General features: G+C 50.0%; 19 protein-coding genes. 12 read left to right on the top strand and 7 right to left on the bottom strand.

The annotated features are described in order from the left end of the window. Positions 1–32: 32 nt before the first annotated feature. The 7 genes from murA to mlaF form a co-directional block, all read right to left on the bottom strand. Complete coding sequence (murA, locus tag U0008_RS18245) at positions 33–1,292, bottom strand: UDP-N-acetylglucosamine 1-carboxyvinyltransferase (RefSeq protein ID WP_025801134.1); 1,260 nt, start codon at positions 1,290–1,292, stop codon at positions 33–35. Positions 1,293–1,358: 66 nt separating this feature from the next. Beyond that, complete coding sequence (gene ibaG / locus U0008_RS18250; RefSeq protein ID WP_008815209.1) at positions 1,359–1,613, bottom strand: BolA family iron metabolism protein IbaG; 255 nt, start codon at positions 1,611–1,613, stop codon at positions 1,359–1,361. 188 nt (positions 1,614–1,801) lie between these two features. Further along, the gene (gene mlaB, locus U0008_RS18255) at positions 1,802–2,116 is read right to left on the bottom strand and encodes a lipid asymmetry maintenance protein MlaB (protein ID WP_025801133.1); all 315 of its coding nucleotides are present in this window, start codon (positions 2,114–2,116) and stop codon (positions 1,802–1,804) included. Then, positions 2,116–2,757 carry a phospholipid-binding protein MlaC gene (mlaC, locus tag U0008_RS18260; RefSeq protein ID WP_025801132.1) on the bottom strand — a complete coding sequence of 214 codons (642 nt, stop codon included), beginning with the start codon at positions 2,755–2,757 and terminating at the stop codon, positions 2,116–2,118. The genes mlaB and mlaC overlap by 1 nt, the downstream gene beginning before the upstream one ends. Positions 2,758–2,774: 17 nt before the next feature. After that, positions 2,775–3,314, bottom strand: a complete 540-nt coding sequence (mlaD, locus tag U0008_RS18265) for an outer membrane lipid asymmetry maintenance protein MlaD (RefSeq protein WP_025801131.1) — start codon at positions 3,312–3,314, stop codon at positions 2,775–2,777. Positions 3,315–3,318: 4 nt separating this feature from the next. Further along, positions 3,319–4,101: a lipid asymmetry maintenance ABC transporter permease subunit MlaE gene (gene mlaE, locus U0008_RS18270; protein WP_025801130.1), complete on the bottom strand. Its 783-nt coding sequence runs from the start codon at positions 4,099–4,101 to the stop codon at positions 3,319–3,321. Between the two features lie 4 nt (positions 4,102–4,105). Beyond that, entirely contained in the window at positions 4,106–4,936 is an 831-nt protein-coding gene (mlaF, locus tag U0008_RS18275) for a phospholipid ABC transporter ATP-binding protein MlaF (protein ID WP_025801129.1), read from the bottom strand. Between the two features lie 542 nt (positions 4,937–5,478). Here mlaF and U0008_RS18280 point away from each other — a divergent pair. The 12 genes from U0008_RS18280 (at position 5,479) to U0008_RS18335 (ending at position 18,429) form a co-directional block, all read left to right on the top strand. Continuing rightward, positions 5,479–6,462 carry a calcium/sodium antiporter gene (locus U0008_RS18280; protein ID WP_043489284.1) on the top strand — a complete coding sequence of 328 codons (984 nt, stop codon included), beginning with the start codon at positions 5,479–5,481 and terminating at the stop codon, positions 6,460–6,462. A gap of 75 nt (positions 6,463–6,537) precedes the next feature. Next, on the top strand, positions 6,538–7,524 hold the full coding sequence (gene kdsD / locus U0008_RS18285; protein ID WP_025801127.1) for an arabinose-5-phosphate isomerase KdsD: 987 nt from the start codon (positions 6,538–6,540) through the stop codon (positions 7,522–7,524). A 25-nt stretch (positions 7,525–7,549) separates the two neighbouring features. Continuing rightward, a complete protein-coding gene (gene kdsC / locus U0008_RS18290) occupies positions 7,550–8,116 on the top strand; it encodes a 3-deoxy-manno-octulosonate-8-phosphatase KdsC (protein WP_043489281.1) in 567 nt (188 codons plus the stop codon). After that, complete coding sequence (lptC, locus tag U0008_RS18295) at positions 8,113–8,691, top strand: LPS export ABC transporter periplasmic protein LptC (protein ID WP_040047150.1); 579 nt, start codon at positions 8,113–8,115, stop codon at positions 8,689–8,691. Before kdsC ends, lptC begins: the two co-directional genes overlap by 4 nt. After that, entirely contained in the window at positions 8,660–9,289 is a 630-nt protein-coding gene (gene lptA, locus U0008_RS18300) for a lipopolysaccharide ABC transporter substrate-binding protein LptA (RefSeq protein ID WP_025801124.1), read from the top strand. The genes lptC and lptA overlap by 32 nt, the downstream gene beginning before the upstream one ends. Positions 9,290–9,295: 6 nt before the next feature. After that, positions 9,296–10,021, top strand: coding sequence for an LPS export ABC transporter ATP-binding protein (gene lptB / locus U0008_RS18305; protein ID WP_025801123.1), 726 nt, complete (start codon positions 9,296–9,298; stop codon positions 10,019–10,021). 133 nt (positions 10,022–10,154) lie between these two features. Then, entirely contained in the window at positions 10,155–11,588 is a 1,434-nt protein-coding gene (gene rpoN / locus U0008_RS18310; protein WP_025801122.1) for an RNA polymerase factor sigma-54, read from the top strand. A 23-nt stretch (positions 11,589–11,611) separates the two neighbouring features. After that, positions 11,612–11,899, top strand: coding sequence for a ribosome hibernation promoting factor (gene hpf, locus U0008_RS18315; protein WP_040047149.1), 288 nt, complete (start codon positions 11,612–11,614; stop codon positions 11,897–11,899). Between the two features lie 124 nt (positions 11,900–12,023). After that, positions 12,024–12,488: a PTS IIA-like nitrogen regulatory protein PtsN gene (ptsN, locus tag U0008_RS18320; protein WP_025801120.1), complete on the top strand. Its 465-nt coding sequence runs from the start codon at positions 12,024–12,026 to the stop codon at positions 12,486–12,488. 142 nt (positions 12,489–12,630) lie between these two features. Beyond that, complete coding sequence (gene rapZ, locus U0008_RS18325) at positions 12,631–13,482, top strand: RNase adapter RapZ (RefSeq protein ID WP_025801119.1); 852 nt, start codon at positions 12,631–12,633, stop codon at positions 13,480–13,482. 10 nt (positions 13,483–13,492) lie between these two features. After that, positions 13,493–13,765, top strand: coding sequence for a PTS phosphocarrier protein NPr (npr, locus tag U0008_RS18330; RefSeq protein ID WP_025801118.1), 273 nt, complete (start codon positions 13,493–13,495; stop codon positions 13,763–13,765). Positions 13,766–14,004: 239 nt separating this feature from the next. Continuing rightward, a complete protein-coding gene (locus U0008_RS18335) occupies positions 14,005–18,429 on the top strand; it encodes a S6 family peptidase (RefSeq protein WP_327058432.1) in 4,425 nt (1,474 codons plus the stop codon). Positions 18,430–18,497: the final 68 nt, after the last annotated feature.

The following is an 18,497-nucleotide window of genomic DNA, read 5'->3' on the forward strand; positions in this document are numbered from 1 at the left end:
GATGGCGTTTTTGTTTTCAAGCGTAGGCTAAATTACTCGCCTTTTACGCGCTCGATGTTTGCGCCCAAGGCGCTTAACTTGTTCTCGATGCGGTCATAGCCACGGTCGATGTGGTAAATACGATCGACGATAGTTGTACCTTCCGCAACGCAGCCAGCAATAACCAAACTTGCAGACGCACGCAGGTCAGTGGCCATTACCTGCGCACCAGACAGTTTTTCAACGCCGTAGCAGATCGCAGTATTACCTTCGATTTCAGCATGAGCACCCATACGGATAAGCTCAGGGATATGCATGAAGCGGTTTTCGAAGATAGTTTCGGTGATAACACCAGTACCTTCAGCCACCAGATTCAGCAAGCTGAACTGAGCCTGCATATCGGTTGGGAAACCAGGATGCGGAGCAGTACGAACGGTAACGGCTTTTGGACGCTCACCGTGCATATCTAAGGAAATCCAGTCTTCGCCGGTTTCAATATCTGCACCCGCTTCACGCAGTTTTGCCAACACGGCATCCAGCGTATCAGGACGAGTATTACGGCAGATAATCTTGCCGCGTGTAACCGCAGCGGCGATCAGGAAAGTACCGGTTTCGATGCGATCTGGCAGCACGCGATAAACACCGCCGCCCAAGCGCGCAACACCTTCGATGGTGATACGGTCTGAACCCGCGCCTGAAATTTTTGCCCCTAAGGTGTTCAGGAAGTTCGCGGTATCCACGATTTCCGGCTCACGCGCGGCGTTTTCAATAATCGTTGTGCCTTCAGCCAGCGTAGCCGCACTCATGATGGTTACGGTAGCGCCAACGCTTACCTTATCCATAACGATATGCGCGCCTTTCAAGCGACCATCAACGGAAGCTTTCACGTAGCCTTCTTCCAGTTTGATTTCTGCACCCAGCTGTTCTAAACCGGTGATGTGCAAATCAACGGGGCGAGCGCCAATCGCGCAACCACCCGGCAAGGAAACCTGACCATAGCCAAAGCGAGCAACCAGTGGGCCCAACGCCCAAATAGACGCACGCATGGTTTTCACCAGATCGTAAGGAGCACACAGCTCATTTACGTTGCTTGCATCAACGTGAACCGAACCGTTACGTTCAACGCGAACACCTAACTGGCTTAACAGTTTCATCGTGGTGTCGATGTCTTTCAACTTCGGCACGTTTTGAATTTCTACAGGCTCTTCCGCCAGCAACGCGGCGAAAAGAATTGGCAGGGCTGCATTTTTTGCACCAGAAATGGTGACCTCGCCGCTTAGGCGAGTGGGCCCCTGCACACGAAATTTATCCATTATTACCGATCTCAGTTAAATATTTGAAACAACCATCACCGCGAACGGTAATAGCGAGTATTGGGATCACAACGCATTAAGCTTGCGATCGCGCTGCCATTCTTCAGGAGTGAAAGCCTTGATCGACAGTGCGTGAATTCTGTTATCTGCGATGTATTCCATCAGAGGTGCATACACCGTCTGTTGTTTTTTAACACGGCTCATACCAGCAAACTGTTCGCCGACAACAATCACCTGAAAGTGGCTGCCGTCACCGGTTACATGGGCTTCCTGCAGGGATAATGCGTTCATCAACACATCTTTAATTTCGTTGTTGTCCATGGGCGCTCAATCATTGAATAAAGAAAAAATATGAACATCGTTTTGGCATTATTGGCATAAATGCTCTTTGCAGCCAAAAGGACTAAGCCGCCCATATTAGAGTAAATATGCTCTATCTTAAACAAAGAAAAGCCCCCGATAGCATCGTTATCGAGGGCTTTAGAAATAATCCTAATTATTGCACTGGGTTAGGAGGCTAATTCAGCCCCTTCAGCGATCAGGATGTCATTGAGGTTATAGAGCGCAATCAGCGTGCGTAGACGCTCGCTCACACCGGTAATCACAATCTGGGAAGCACCGCTCGCAGGCGTGTTTTGCACGTGAACCAGCATGGCGAGGCCCGCAGAATCCACACGCGCCAACTCGCTTAAATCCAGACGTTTCTTACCTTCAAGCAACGTGTGGCGATCGTCCCAAAAACTCATGAGTGAATCTCGATCGAGAATACCAATCAGCTTGAGCGTATCTTCTTCGCTACGCCATTGCAGGACATTCGGCGTCATTATTTTTGATCCAGCGTAATCGGCTGTTGCGCAGATGAGATCAGCTGTTTGGTTAAACCATCAACGCCGTTCTGACGCAGAATAGATGCCCACTCATTTTGTTTGGTGGTGATCATGCTGACGCCTTCAGCGATCATATCAAACGCCTGCCAGTTGCCCGTTTGGCTGTTTTTACGCCACTGGAAATCCAGACGAACCGGAGGGCGCCCCTGCGGGTCAATGATAGTGACGCGAATAGGTACGATGGTCGCATCGCCCAAATCACGCTCTGGCGCAATGTTGTAGGTCTGGCCATGATACATTGCCAGAGCCTGACCATAAGCCTGTTCTAAGTATGACTGGAAAGCCTTGAAGTAAGCGTCACGCTGTGCAGGTGTCGCGCCACGGTAATACTGACCTAGCACCAGCGCGCCTGCGTATTTGACCTGCACATACGGCATCAGCTCTTCATGCACGATGGTGCGCAGATAGTTAGGATCCTGCTTGATTTTAGGCTGTTCGTTTTTAAGACGATCAAAAGTTTGCTTGGCTGCGGCATCCATCAGCTTGTAAGGGTTTGTCTGATCGACGGCAGCATTTGCCAGTGTGGGTACCAGTGGGGCTACCGCCAGCAGTGCCACCATTAACATACGTTTAAACATGAATAAATCCCCTTAAATTAATGTGCTGCCGGAGCTTCAGCAGGCGCAGATGCGTCGCCCGAAGCGCTGTCTTTCTTGTTGGCGTCATCGTTGCCGCTCTTATATAAGAACTGGCCAATCAAATCTTCCAATACCATCGCCGATTTGGTGTCTTGAATGGTGCCGCCATCTTTAAGGATAGACGTTCCCATTTCAGGATCTTCAAAGCCCACGTTTAATGCGAGGAATTGCTCACCCAGCAGCCCTGACGTGCGAATAGCCAATGAGCTGGTATCTGGGATCTGGTTATACTGCTCGTCGATATCCATCGCGACGCGAGGCAGATACGTTTTAGGATCTAAGGTAATATCCGCAACGCGTCCAATCACAACGCCGCCGATTTTGATTGGCGAACGTGCTTTCAAACCACCGATGTTATCGAATGTCGCATAGATACGATAGGTTGGCTCATTGCCCAGCGATTTAACGTTTGCAACCTGCAAGCACAGGAATACTACCGCACACAGCGCGATAAGCATGAATACGCCAACCCAAATTTCACTTTTTTTCGTTTGCATTGCATCAGTTCCCAAACATCAGTGCTGTCAGCACAAAATCTAATCCCAAGACCGCCAGTGACGAATGCACGACGGTGCGCGTGGTCGCGCGACTAATCCCTTCAGAAGTGGGTATCGCATCATATCCGTTGAACAAGGCAATCCACATGATTGTAATGGCAAACACCACGCTCTTAATCATGCAGTTGACTAAATCCGTATGGAAATCGACCGAGCCCTGCATCGCTGACCAGAAGAAACCGCTATCAATGCTTTTCCAATCGACGCCCACTACAGATCCGCCCCAGATACCCACAGCGACAAAGATCGCCGTCAACAAAGGCATACTGATAAGGCCAGCCCAAAAGCGTGGCGCCACGATGCGGCGTAGCGGATCGACGGCCATCATCTCCATGCTGGAGATCTGTTCTGTGGCTTTCATCAGACCAATTTCAGCCGTCACCGCAGAACCGGCTCGGCCCGCAAACAGCAACGCGGTGACAACCGGGCCCAGTTCACGCAGCAGCGACAACGCCACCATCATGCCAAGACTCGCCTCAGCGCTGTAGGTGGTTAAAATCAGATAGCCCTGTAAACCGAGCACCATGCCGATAAACAAACCAGAAACCACGATGATCAGAAGAGACTGCACGCCAACGCTATACAGCTGTTTACGCAGCAGCGGCCATTGTTTGGCAAATTCTGGTTTACCTATCAAGGCATTAAACATCATCAAGCCTGCGCGCCCAAATGAAGCACAGACGTTGATTCCTCGGCGTCCAAACGACGCCAACGCATTTAACAGCATGAGATCACTTACTCCCTGATCCTAATGGGGCTAATCCAAGCAGCGCGGAACGATAATCGCCAGCCGGATAGCGGAATGGCACGGGTCCGTCCGCGATGCCGTCAAGGAACTGTCGGACTCGCGGATCGCTATTGCCGCTGAGCTCCGCTGAACCGCCCTGCGCAACTACGCGCTGATCCGCCACAATATAAGCGTAATCCGCAATACTCAATACCTCAGGCACGTCGTGCGACACCACCACGCAGGTAATACCCAGCGAGTGATTTAGCTCATCAATCAATTTGACCAAAACGCCCATTGTTATTGGATCTTGCCCAACAAATGGCTCATCAAACAAAATCATTTCAGGATCAAGTGCGATGGCACGTGCCAACGCCGCGCGCCGCGCCATCCCACCAGAAAGCTCTGACGGCATTAAACCGCCGGCACCACGCAGCCCTACCGCCTCTAATTTCATCAATACCGTCGTGCGGATTAACGATTCTGGCAGTTGGGTATGTTCACGCAGCGGAAACGCCACGTTATCGAATACGGTCAGATCGGTAAACAACGCGCCAGATTGAAATAGCATGCTCATTTTTTTGCGAGCTTCAAACAGCTTATGACGCGAAAGCGATGGGATATTTTGCCCATCGAACCAAATTTCACCTTTATCTGGGCGGATCTGCCCGCCAATCAAACGCAGTAGCGTGGTTTTACCGATCCCCGAAGGCCCCATGATGGCAGTGATTTTTCCTTTCGGGACGGTCATCGTAATATCGGTAAAAATTTGCCGGTTACCACGGCTAAAACTCATGCCGTTGATTTCCACCAAATTTGTTGCCTGTTGATTCATGAGCAAGATTCTCTTAGTCATCTTTATGGCACTGATTTATGGCGATTTTCGCCCTCATCCATGAGGCTGCATTAGATTTCACAGCACACGCGTTCCAAACGGTATTTCAAAGATCGGGATTCTCTCACGTTCTGACCCAATACCGCGCCAATACTTTGGCTATATTTATAACAATTTTGCGATTACGGCGCTTAAACCAGACTTATCCGGCTCATTCTGACAAATAATTCTCATGTTTTTCTGGCTAAAGGTGCCATGGGTTTTACTTTTCCCTCTCCGGCAGTCAGAATTGTTAAGATTCACGATAGTTATGGCTTAACGCTACATCGGTAGTTCATTTTCAAGAATTTCCGCCCCATTTGATAAGCCAGATCTTCGGAAATCATTTTTTCGCTTAACGTTTTTTACTATACCCAAAATAATTGGCGTTGCATCAAGGCGGCAAGAGAGAGGATCCCGAATGCAGCCAACACAGGGGCAACGTCAGGTATGACGGGTATAGAAACTGCAAACGCTGGATTATACCCAACAAAGGACTCTGCATGCTGCTCGCCACCCTATTGTTGATCGTTGGTTTAATACTATTAGTTTATGGCGCAGACCGCTTAGTTTACGGTGCCGCAGCTATAGCACGCTCATTCGGCGTCCCGCCGATGATTATTGGGATGACCATCGTGGGGATAGGCACATCCCTGCCCGAGCTGACGGTTTCCCTCACCGCGGTAATGAATAATCAAATAAACACCGCTGTCGGTACAGTCATTGGCTCAAACATCGCGAATATCTTACTTATTTTAGGCAGCGCCGCGATATTACGCCCACTTTCAGTTCGGTCTGATATTCTCAGGCGCGAACTGCCGTTAATGTTAGGCGTCACAATTTTGTGCGGGTTTGTCCTTTATGACAATCAGCTAACGCGCGTAGACGGCGTTATTTTGATTCTCGCCTTTGCGGCTTTTATGTGGCTGATGTTAAAGATGGCACGGCTGGCGATGCGCGACGGTAACGATCCGCTCACCGACGAGCAAATGGCAGAACTTCCCAAGGATACCAGCAATACCGTGGCTTTATTATGGATTGCTTTGGGGCTGATTATTTTGCCGCTGTCGGCCAAGATAATCGTTGATAACTCAACGGTAATCGCCCGTTATTTCGGCGTCAGTGAATTGGTGATTGGCCTAACCATTATTGCCATTGGCACTAGCCTGCCAGAATTGGCAACGTCCATCGCAGGAGCGATAAAAGGTGAGCACGATATCGTGTTGGGTAATATTATTGGCTCCAATATTTTCAATATTTTGATTGTACTTGGTGTTCCAGCCCTCATATCACAAGGGGATACCCAATTTGATCCCAGCGCCTTTAGCCGCGACTACTGGGTCATGCTTGGCGTGAGCGTGGTGCTGACTGCCCTGTGTATCAGGCGAAAACACAAAATTGGACGAACGGCCGGAGCGCTACTGCTTTGCGGATTTGCAGCCTACGTGGTGATGCTATTCATACATCAGCCGATGGGTATGGATTAAATAAGTACGAGACGGTGAGTACCGATTCATTAAACGTACCGCCGATTAAACCGCTGAATCGAGTGAGAAAAAAACATGTCACATTTGGATTTACAGCCGGGATTTGATTTCCAGCATGTGGGAAAGCAGGTTCTTCAGACTGAACGCGAAGGGCTGGCACAGCTAGATCAATATATTAATCAGGACTTCACCCACGCCTGCGAGGCGATTCTTTCCTGCATAGGAAAAGTTGTCGTGATGGGCATGGGCAAATCCGGTCATATTGGCCGCAAAATTGCCGCTACGCTTGCCAGTACAGGAACCCCCGCGTTCTTTGTACATCCTGGCGAAGCTAGCCACGGCGATCTCGGCATGGTCACCTCCCATGATATCGTGCTGGCGATTTCAAACTCTGGCGAATCTCACGAGATCCAGGCGCTGATTCCAGTTCTAAAACGCCAAAAAGTTAAGCTTATCTGCATGACCAATAATCCAGAAAGTTCAATGGGTAAAGCTTCAGATATCCATTTGTGCGTTAAAGTCCCACAGGAAGCCTGTCCGTTAGGATTAGCCCCAACCACCAGCACGACCGCAACGCTGGTGATGGGCGATGCGCTGGCCGTTGCTCTGCTACAGGCGCGCGGTTTCACCGCTGAGGATTTTGCACTTTCGCACCCTGGCGGCGCATTGGGCCGTAAATTGTTGCTGCGCGTCAGCGACATCATGCACACCGGTAGCGAATTACCACACGTCAGCCGCGATGCTTCACTGCGCGACGCACTGTTAGAGATTACGCGTAAAAACCTTGGGTTAACCGTTATCTGTGATGATTTGATGAAAATCGAAGGGATTTTCACCGATGGTGACCTGCGCCGGATTTTTGATTTGGGTGTTGATTTAAACAATGCGAAAATTGCCGACGTGATGACATCTGGCGGGATTCGTATTCGTCCAAATGCCTTAGCGGTCGATGCATTAAACTTGATGCAGGCTCGTCATATCACGTCGTTGTTGGTTGCCGACGGCGATCAACTGATCGGCGTCGTTCATATGCATGATATGCTGCGCGCTGGCGTGGTTTAAGATTTAACGTTTAGGTGAAAAATTAATGAGTGAACAAGGTATGAATATCGCTACCTGTTACGGCCCGGTTGCCCGTAAAATCATGGACAGCGCAGCAGATATTCGTCTCGTTATCTGCGACGTAGACGGTGTGCTATCTGATGGTCTGATTTACATGGGCAACAATGGCGAAGAGCTAAAAGCGTTTAACGTTCGCGATGGCTATGGTATCCGCTGTCTCATTACCGAAGGCATTCATGTGGCGATCATTACCGGTCGCCAATCCAAATTAGTCGCCGACCGCGCGGCTACATTGGGAATTGAGCACCTATATCAAGGGCAATCTGATAAACTGATTGCCTTTGAAAAAATTCTCTCCGATCTGAATTTGCAGCCAAATCAGGTTGCGTATATTGGTGATGATTTGATCGACTGGCCAGTCATGGCCAAAGTAGGACTTTCTGTTGCTGTAGCAGACGCGCACCCTATTTTATTGCAGCGCGCTCAATATGTTACCCGCATTGTAGGCGGGCGCGGTGCTGTTCGTGAGTTATGCGACCTTATCCTACAGTCACAGGGCAAACTGGATGAGGCCAAAGGGCTATCAATATGAGTAAAACCAAACGCTGGGTCATCCTGCTATTAACGGTTATTGCATTGGCGCTGATTGGATGGAATCTCACCGAAAATGATTCCGATTCCGTGCTGACCCCCACGAATAATCAGGAACCGACCTACCGCAGCCAGCATACCCTGACCGTGGTCTATGACCCGACGGGTAAACTAAGCTATAAGCTGGTAGCAGAAGATGTTCAGCATTTCACCGAGGATAAAACCAGTTGGTTTACCCATCCGGTGCTAACGACTTACGATCAGGACATTCAACCGACCTGGTCTATTCGCGCTGATAAAGCAAAACTTACCGATGACCGTATGCTTTATTTATACGGCAACGTTGAAGTAAACAGTTTGACGACGACCTCGCAATTGGAAAGGATTACCACCGATAATGCGCAGGTAAATCTAGTGACTCAGGACGTCAGCTCTGATGATGAAGTCACTCTTTATGGGTCAAACTTCACCTCCCATGGTCTGAAGATGCGCGGGAACATGCGGGAAAAATCCGCAAGGCTGATTGACAAGGTAAAAACCTATTATGAAATTCAAAACAAACAACAAAATCCTTAGCCTTATCATTGCCGGTTCATTGATCGCAGCCAGCGCCCCTGTGCTGGCGCTGACCGGGGATACCGAGCAACCGATTCATATTGACTCGGCTCAGCAGTCTTTGGATATGCAAGGCAACACCGTGACGTTTACCGGTGATGTGGTCGTGACCCAAGGCACTATCAAAATCAACGCCGATAAAGTTGTGGTGATCCGTCCTAACGGTGCTCAAGGCAAAGAAGTCGTTGAAGGTTACGGTAATCCCGTCACTTTCTATCAGATGCAAGACAACGGCAAACCGGTTAGCGGTCATGGACAGAAACTGCGTTATGAACTGGATAAAGACTTTGTCATCCTGACCGGCGACGCTTTCCTGAAACAGGTTGATAGCAGCATCAAAGGCGACAAAATCACCTATCTGGTCAAACAGCAGCAGATGGAAGCCTTTAGCGATAAAGGCAAGCGCGTAACCACGGTACTGATCCCATCCCAGTTGCAAGATAAGGGCGGCAAAGCGGCTCCGGCGGCAGCGCCAGCTAAATCACAACCGCAGAGCAAGCCTGCCGCACCGCAGGGTAAATCTCCGTTTAGTCAGTCCTCACAGACCAAGAGTAACTAATTCGTTATGGCAACTTTAATTGCTGAAAATCTGGCCAAGGCCTACAAAGGCCGCCGTGTGGTTGAAAACGTTAGCCTCACCGTTAACTCAGGCGAAATCGTAGGGCTGCTAGGGCCTAACGGCGCGGGTAAAACCACCACCTTTTATATGGTTGTTGGTATTGTGCCACGTGATGCGGGTCGCATTGAGATTGACGATGAAGACATCAGCCTGCTGCCGTTGCACGCACGTGCTCGTCGTGGGATCGGCTACCTGCCGCAAGAAGCCTCTATCTTTCGCCGCCTGAGTGTGTATAACAACCTTATGGCCGTGTTAGAGATTCGCGAAGATTTAACCAAAGAGCAGCGTGCCGATCGTGCCGATGAGCTTATGGAAGAGTTCCACATCGCTCATCTGCGTGACAATCTCGGACAATCGCTGTCTGGTGGTGAACGCCGTCGCGTTGAAATTGCACGTGCATTAGCCGCAAATCCTAAGTTCATCCTGTTAGATGAACCTTTTGCGGGCGTTGACCCAATCTCTGTTATTGATATTAAAAAAATTATCGAACACCTGCGCGACCGCGGTTTGGGCGTATTGATTACTGACCATAACGTGCGTGAAACGCTAGACGTTTGTGAACGTGCTTATATCGTGAACCAGGGCAACCTAATTGCTCATGGTACGCCATCTGAAATCTTGGCCGATGAGCAGGTTAAACGCGTCTATCTGGGTGAAGAATTCCGTCTGTAACGACGGCTATCTTGCGTCATATTTACCCTGTGCCATCTCGTGCAGGGTATACCGCACGGTGGTCTTCATGCGGCCGGACTCTTTTTAGTTTAGCAGGCACTCTGCTTACACCAATGGAAATGAGCTCGCGATTATGAAGCAAGGTTTGCAACTCAGGCTGAGTCAGCAGTTAGCGATGACTCCACAGCTGCAGCAGGCAATTCGCCTGTTGCAATTATCAACGCTAGAGCTTCAGCAAGAGATTCAACAAGCATTAGAAAGCAACCCGCTGCTTGAACAAGATGACACTCACGATGAAATCGAAACTTCAACGGAAGAAGTCAACGAAGAGCTGGATACCCGCGAACAGCTAGAGCAGCCGGATATGCCGGAAGAACTTCCTCTCGATGCCACATGGGACGAAATCTATACGGCTGGCACCCCATCAGGTACAGGAACCGACTACAGCGACGACGAGCTACCGATCTATCAGGGTGAGACCACCCAGACCCTGCAAGACTATCTGATGTGGCAAGTTGAACTCACCCCATTTAGTGATACCGATTTGGCTATTGCCACCGCCATCGTGGATGCCGTGGATGATACCGGCTACCTCACCTCCTCTCTCGACGATATTTTAGAGAGCATGGGCGATGAACACGTCATGATGGATGAAGTCGAAGCAGTACTTAAACGCGTACAGCGTTTCGACCCCGTCGGCGTTGCCGCCCGCGATCTGCGTGATTGCCTGCTGGTTCAGCTCTCACAGTTTACCGATGGAACGCCTTTCCTTATCGAAGCACGCCTCATTGTTGATAAGCATTTAGATCTCTTAGCGAATCACGATTTCCGTAATCTGATGCGTTCGACTAAGCTAAAAGAAGATGTCCTCAAAGCGGCGATGCAGCTGATCCAAACGCTCGATCCGCGCCCAGGGCTTTCTATCAATACCGGCGAATCCGACTACGTTATCCCAGACGTTTTGGTACACAAACATCAAGGACGCTGGGCAGTTGAATTAAATCAGGACAGCGTTCCACGCCTTAAAATTAATCAGCACTACGTCTCGCTCGGCGCACAAACCCGAAGCGATAGCGATACCCAGTTCATCCGCAGTAACCTGCAGGAAGCGAAGTGGCTGATTAAAAGCCTGGAAAGCCGTAATGAAACTCTACTGAAAGTGTCACGCTGTATCGTAGAACAGCAGCAGGCATTTTTTGATAATGGCGCTGAGTTCATGAAACCGATGGTGCTGGCCGATATCGCCCAGCAGGTCGAAATGCATGAATCCACCATCTCGCGTGTAACAACGCAGAAGTTTCTGCACAGCCCGCGAGGCATATTTGAACTGAAATATTTCTTCTCGAGTCACGTCAGCACCGAAGACGGCGGCGAAGCCTCCTCAACGGCAATCCGTGCTCTCGTGAAGAAACTCGTTGCGGCGGAGAATCCTGCCAAACCGTTAAGCGACAGCAAGCTAGCGACCTTGCTTGCCGATCAGGGTATTATGGTTGCCAGACGTACCGTTGCTAAATACCGAGAGTCTTTGTCCATCCCACCGTCAAACCAACGCAAACAATTGGTTTGACCATAACAGAGAAGGAAGACACTATGCAGCTCAACATTACCGGACATCATGTCGAAATTACCGAGGCTTTGCGCGAATTCGTCACCACTAAATTTGGCAAGCTAGAGCAATATTTTGACCGAATAAATCAGGTTTATGTGGTACTGAGCGTGGAGAAAATCCAGCACATTGCGGAAGCAACGGTACATATTAACGGCGGTGAGCTGCATGCTACCTCGGAGCAGCTAGATATGTATGCTGCGATTGATACTCTGGTTGATAAACTGGCGCGCCAGCTCAATAAACATAAAGACAAATTGAAACAACACTAGCGTTTAAATTGTTTAAACGCCTGCTGACTTCATCGGCCTGTTTCCTCCATGAAACGGGCCGATAAGCCATCATGGGGAGCATGAAAAATCAGCCCTTTGGTCTGATTTAAATGAAGAAGATGAGATGAGTAACGATTTAACTATGCCATTAACCTCCGTACTGAGTCCGGAGTGCACGCGCAATGCGGTTCACTGTTCCAGTAAGAAACGTGCTCTGGAAATCATCAGCGAACTCGCAGCTGCACAGCTGAACCTGCCACCACAGATCGTCTTTGATGCGATCTTAACGCGTGAGCGTATGGGGAGCACCGGCATTGGCAACGGCATTGCGATTCCTCACGGCAAGCTTGAGGAAGACACCCTGCGAGCTATTGCGGTTTTCATTCATCTAGAACAGCCGATAAGCTTTGACGCTATCGATAATCAGCCCGTCGACCTATTGTTTGCCTTGCTGGTTCCCGCTGACCAATGCAAAACCCACTTACAAACTCTCGCGATTATGGCGCAGAAATTGGCCGATAAAGGTGTATGCCGCCAATTACGCAGCGCGCAAAGCGATGATGAGCTGTACAAAATCATTACAGAATAAAGCGTTAGCACGCTGTCAAAACAGTGGCAGTAAGTGCTGCGTCACGTTACATTGGATATAACAATGAGTGATAGACCTCCTTTTGGAGGTCAAATTTCCACAGACAGTCAAAAGGCTGTCCGAAATTAAGGGGAGTTGTGACATGGTGCTGATGATTGTCAGCGGCCGTTCCGGTTCAGGGAAATCCGTTGCGTTACGTGCGCTTGAAGACATGGGATTTTATTGTGTAGACAATCTTCCCGTTGAGCTCTTGCCGAATTTAGCTCGCTCTCTGGCCGATCGCGGAACCTCCGCCGCCGTCAGTATTGACGTGCGTAACATGCCAGAATCTCCAGAAGTTTTGGAAACAGCGATGGACAGTCTGCCTGACAGCTTCTCTCCACAGTTGCTGTTTCTAGATGCCGATCGTAATACGCTAATCCGCCGATACAGCGATACCCGTCGTCTGCACCCTCTCTCGACTAAAAATCTGTCGCTCGAAAGCGCCATTGATGAAGAGAGTGATTTGCTGGAGCCACTACGCTCACGCGCCGATCTTATTATTGATACGTCCGAAATGTCGGTACATGAACTGGCTGAAATGTTGCGTACACGCCTGCTTGGCAAACGTGAGCGTGAACTGACGATGGTGTTTGAATCATTTGGTTTCAAGCACGGTATTCCGATTGATGCCGATTATGTCTTCGACGTTCGCTTTCTACCAAACCCGCACTGGGATCCCAAACTACGCCCAATGACAGGTTTAGATAAACCGGTTGCTGCATTTTTAGATCGTCATACCGAAGTGCATAACTTTATTTATCAGACCCGCAGCTATTTGGAACAATGGCTGCCAATGCTGGAAACCAACAACCGCAGCTATCTCACGGTAGCCATCGGCTGTACCGGCGGCAAACATCGTTCTGTTTATGTGGCTGAACAGCTTGCAGACTATTTCCGTTCACGCGGGAAAAACGTGCAATCTCGTCACCGTACGCTAGAAAAACGTAAATAGGCACCGTTGAATGACCGTTAAGCAAACCGTGGAAATCAAAAATCGTCTGGGCATGCATGCTCGCCCAGCGATGAAATTGTTTGAACTGGTTCAAGGCTTTGATGCTGAAGTATTGCTACGTAATGAAAGCGGCGTTGAAGCCGAAGCCAGCAGCGTTATCGCACTTCTGATGTTAGATTCCGCTCAAGGCGGTCATATTGAGGTTCAGGCCGAAGGGCCGGATGAAGATAAAGCGTTAGAAGCCGTGATTTCGCTGTTTGAAGCTGGGTTTGATGAAGACTAGTTGATTCTCGATTTTCATTACTAAGAACCCCGATTTTCGGGGTTTTTTCGTTATAAAAGCATCATTATCTCCCTGCCCCTAACAAAAAATATTTTACCCGCAATTATAAAAAAGCGTTGATTAATATAATCATTAAACAAAGATTAACTTTGAATTAATTAACATGATATTTATTTCATGATAAATAAAAAATGATAATGAATAGGAATATTCCTTTTTTTTGGAAAATGGAAAAACCTATGAAATGGAAACCAAAAGTTTTTAGCTTGCTGACATCTATTATAATATCGAATGCTAATGCGGGTATTATGCGTGAAGATGTATCGGTTCAAGACTATCGAGATTTTGCAGAAAACTTAGGAAAATATACACCCGGCGCTGAAAATGTTGAGGTATTTAAAACAGACGGGACCTCCGCCGGAATATTAGATTTTCCCATTCCTGATTTTGGCGCATCGGATGATAGCGCAGTCGCTACGCTTGTTGCCCCCTCCTATATTGTGAGTGTGGCACATAATACCGGGTATGGTGGTGTGAAGTTTGGTAACGGTGCTAAATACAGCGTCAGTTATAAAATCATTAACCGTAATGTGGATCCTGCTCCTGGTAAAGACTTCCATATCCCCCGGTTAAATAAAGTCGTTACCGATATTGCCCCCGCCGACATGGTTATACCTGACGATGCGCGTCACGATAAAGTACGCTATAAATATTTCGCACGCGTGGGCTCAGGATCTCAATATCAAGTATCTCCCACAACGCATAAGCCGGTATATATAGCCGGTGCCTACAAATGGAAAAGCGGCGGAACAATTGTTAATCCCACGTTTGAAAACTGGCGCTTACGCTGGACCGATTACGGTCCACCGGATACCCGAGCTCAACCTTTTAGCTCCGCAGGTCAAGGCGGTGATAGCGGTAGCCCATTGTTCGTTTATGACAGTCTTGAGAAAAAATGGAAGCTTTATGGTGTCACAACTAGCATTGCAACCTATGGCACCTACGATACCACAACTTATGTATTAGATCTTCAGACGGCATTTATCAACCAAATCATCGCTGGCAACACCGATCCCGATGTAACCGACGTCGCGAGCAACGGTGATATCCACTGGACTAAAGATGCCATAACCCAAGGTGACAGCAGTTGGGGATGGCACGGTATTGCCGATAAAGCCCTTCCCTCCAGTGCCACCTATGCCGAGTTGGATACGACCAAAGATCTGCGCTTCAACGGCGATGGAGGTCTAATTGTATTAGATAGCTCAGTGAATCATGGCGCCGCGAAGCTGCAATTTTCGAGCGACTATCGGGTGATTTCGGCCGAAGGCGCAAATGCCACTTGGGTCGGCGGCGGTATCGAAGTGGACGCGGATAAAACCGTCGATTGGGAAGTTAACGGGCTCGCCGGTGACACACTGCATAAAATTGGCGAAGGTACGCTATACGTTAACGCCACCGGTGTAAACGGCGGCGGGCTTAGAGCCGGCGATGGCACCGTGGTATTGGCGCAGCAGCCCGATCAAGACGGCAAACGGTCAGCATTTTCTACCGTGACGCTCGTCAGTGGCCGAGCGACCGTAAAACTCGGGGGTGAAGATCAAATCAGCGGCGAGAATATTCAATTCGGCTCTCGCGGCGGGATCCTCGATCTCAACGGCTACGATATGAGCTTCAGCACCATTAACCATAACGATTCCGGTGCTCGGATCATCAATGGTAATGCAGATACGCCTTCCACGGTGACGCTCGACAATACCAACGCTCAAGCCTTCATTGGTCATTTCGGTTCATCCGATACGGCCAATTCACTCAATGTCAATTACGCACCGGTGGGGGATCAGCAATGGACTCTTGGCGGCGGGGCTGACATTAATGAGCTAACCCTCAATGGCGGCGTATTTGCGATGAGTGGTCGGGCAACACCGCATGCAGGGGGTACAATATTTACGGATGACTGGATTAGTGAGGCCTATCACGCCAACCATATTCAGGTGGAAAATGGCTCACAGCTGCATTTGTATGAGCATGCAGCGCTGTATGGTGATGTTTCGATTGCCGATCATGCCACCATGGTCATGACCGGAAAATCCCGTTTCACCGGCAATCTTGAGATTGGCGATGAAGCATCACTTATCGTTGATACCAGCCAAACCAACCTCGCCAGTACCGATGGCAACACGGATTCTTGGTTAGCATCAAACGTATCGGGTACCGGCAATGTCGATAAATATGGCAGCGGAACATTGCACTGGATCGGTGATAACACCTATACGGGTCTTACCACGATTTATGGCGGTGTATTAGATCTTACCGGCTCCCTCGCTTCAAATCTTCAAATGATGAGTGGAACTGAACTAGCAGGCAATTTAAGCGTGCAAAGCTTAACGCTGGAAGATGGCGTTACCCTGCGCCCATACGCTGCCCCCGACTCGAATTTACTCACTGAAAGCACGTTCACTCCCCAGTCAATGACGGTTCAAAATAACTTCACTACTGGGGCAGGCACACAGCTTTATCTGCGGAGCCATATGGATGAAGCCCAACCAGACTCAGATCGCCTTTTGATTAATGGCGACGTTGATTCCTCGGCGGGTACCACCTTTATCAATATCGATCTTTCTGGTGAAGGTTATCTCACCGACACAAATAACAGTGGCATTGCGGGCCCGACAGAAGGGGTTTCACTGGTACAAGTTGGAGGTCTCTCAACCAAAGATAGCTTCCAATTGGCGGATGGTTATGTTGCCAATGGTCCATGGCAATATTCACTCTACGCCTTTGCGCCGGGTAAAAGCTCTGGTGACGAACGACTCATCAGCGGTAGCGGCAATCAATACTGGGATTATCGGTTAGAAACTCGTTACCTTTCCGAAGGTGATGAACCGCAACCTGACGATGGCGGCAGCACGCCTCCACCTGATGACGGCGGCAGCACCCCTCCACCGGACGACGGCGGCAGCACACCTCCACCTGATGACGGCGGCAGCACGCCTCCTCCTGACGACGGCGGCAGCACCCCTCCACCGGACGACGGCGGCAGCACACCTCCACCTGATGACGGCGGCAGCACGCCTCCTCCTGACGACGGCGGTAGCACACCTCCACCTGACGACGGCGGTAGCACACCTCCACCTGACGACGGCGGTAGCACACCTCCACCTGACGACGGCGGCAAAACACCTCCACCGGATGACGGCGGCAGCACCCCTCCCCCTGACGACGGCGGCAAAACGCCTCCACCGGATGACGGCGGTAGCACTCCTCCACCGGACGACGGTGGCAGCACACCTCCACCGGACGACGGCGGTAGCACACCTCCACCTGACGACGGCGGTAGCACACCTCCACCTGACGACGGCGGCAGCACCCCTCCCCCTGACGACGGCGGCAAAACGCCTCCACCGGATGACGGCGGCAGCACCCCTCCCCCTGACGACGGCGGCAAAACACCTCCACCGGATGACGGCGGCAGCACCCCTCCCCCTGACGACGGCGGCAAAACACCTCCACCGGATGACGGCGGTAGCACACCTCCACCTGACGACGGCGGTAGCACACCTCCACCGGATGACGGCGGCAGCACCCCTCCACCTGACGACGGCGGCAAAACGCCTCCACCGGATGACGGCGGCAGCACCCCTCCACCGGATGACGGCGGCGGCACACCGCCAAAACCTCGTCGCATTGCCGTGGTTCCGCAGGTGCCATCTTATTTGTCTCTGCCTTCAGCACTATTAAGCTATAACAGCAGGGTCAATCAAATGTTCCGTAATCTTGCACAATCACCTGATTCAAGTGGAAAAGTGGTTGATAGTTATCCTGTTTGGTTGCAGTACATCAACGGGGAGGATAAATATCACACCGCCATGGGCTTCCTCGACTATGGTTATGATTACACTCAAAAAGAGCAAGGTTGGTTGTTAGGTGGCCGGGTGTTACAGCTGGGTGACGAGCGTCAATACCTAACGTGGAACGTGGGCTTTGCTAACTCAACCCTGAAAATCACCCCCGATGCGAAGGATGGGAACAGCGAATCACACTACAACGCCTATGGTCTGACATCGTTGCTAACCCTTCGCCATCAGAGCGGTTTAACTCTCGACGTGGGAGCCGATGCCACCAAATATGACGGGCATGTCACCACGGATACCCGTCGTGGTCACGTTGCCGATATCAAGGCCTATTCTTACAGCGGTAATGCCGAAGTGAGCTACCCGTTTGAGTTAGGTAACCATGAAATAGCGCCAGTTTTGGGTGGTGGTATACAAGTGTTGAAAGTGGATGATTTTACCGATGCGGATGATATACACGTCCACTACGGTACTATCACTCGCCCTACAGGCCAGTTGGGCGTCCGCTATAACTACAAGCTTCGTGATACTCCGTTAGGTAATTTTGTTTTCTATACCAACAGCTACCTCACCAAAGACTTCAGCAATACACCTGATGTCTGGATCGGCAGCACCCGAACTAATGGAGCCTCCTCAACGTTTGATATGGGGAAAGTCGGTAGCTCAGCCACGGTAGATGTGGGCATTATCAATGAAATCACCCCAATGTTTGCAATCAATACCGGTGTTCAATATCAACAACGGCTCAGCAATGATGATGAAGGGATTAACTCTTGGCAGGCGAATGTAGGTATTAAAGTGACATTCTAAAACTGAGTGAAATCTCAACGCACTCTCTAAAAGCCAGCCACTACCGTGACTGGCTTTTTCATTCAAGG

It is taken from the genome of Hafnia alvei, from assembly GCF_034424155.1.
Classification (GTDB): domain Bacteria; phylum Pseudomonadota; class Gammaproteobacteria; order Enterobacterales; family Enterobacteriaceae; genus Hafnia; species Hafnia alvei.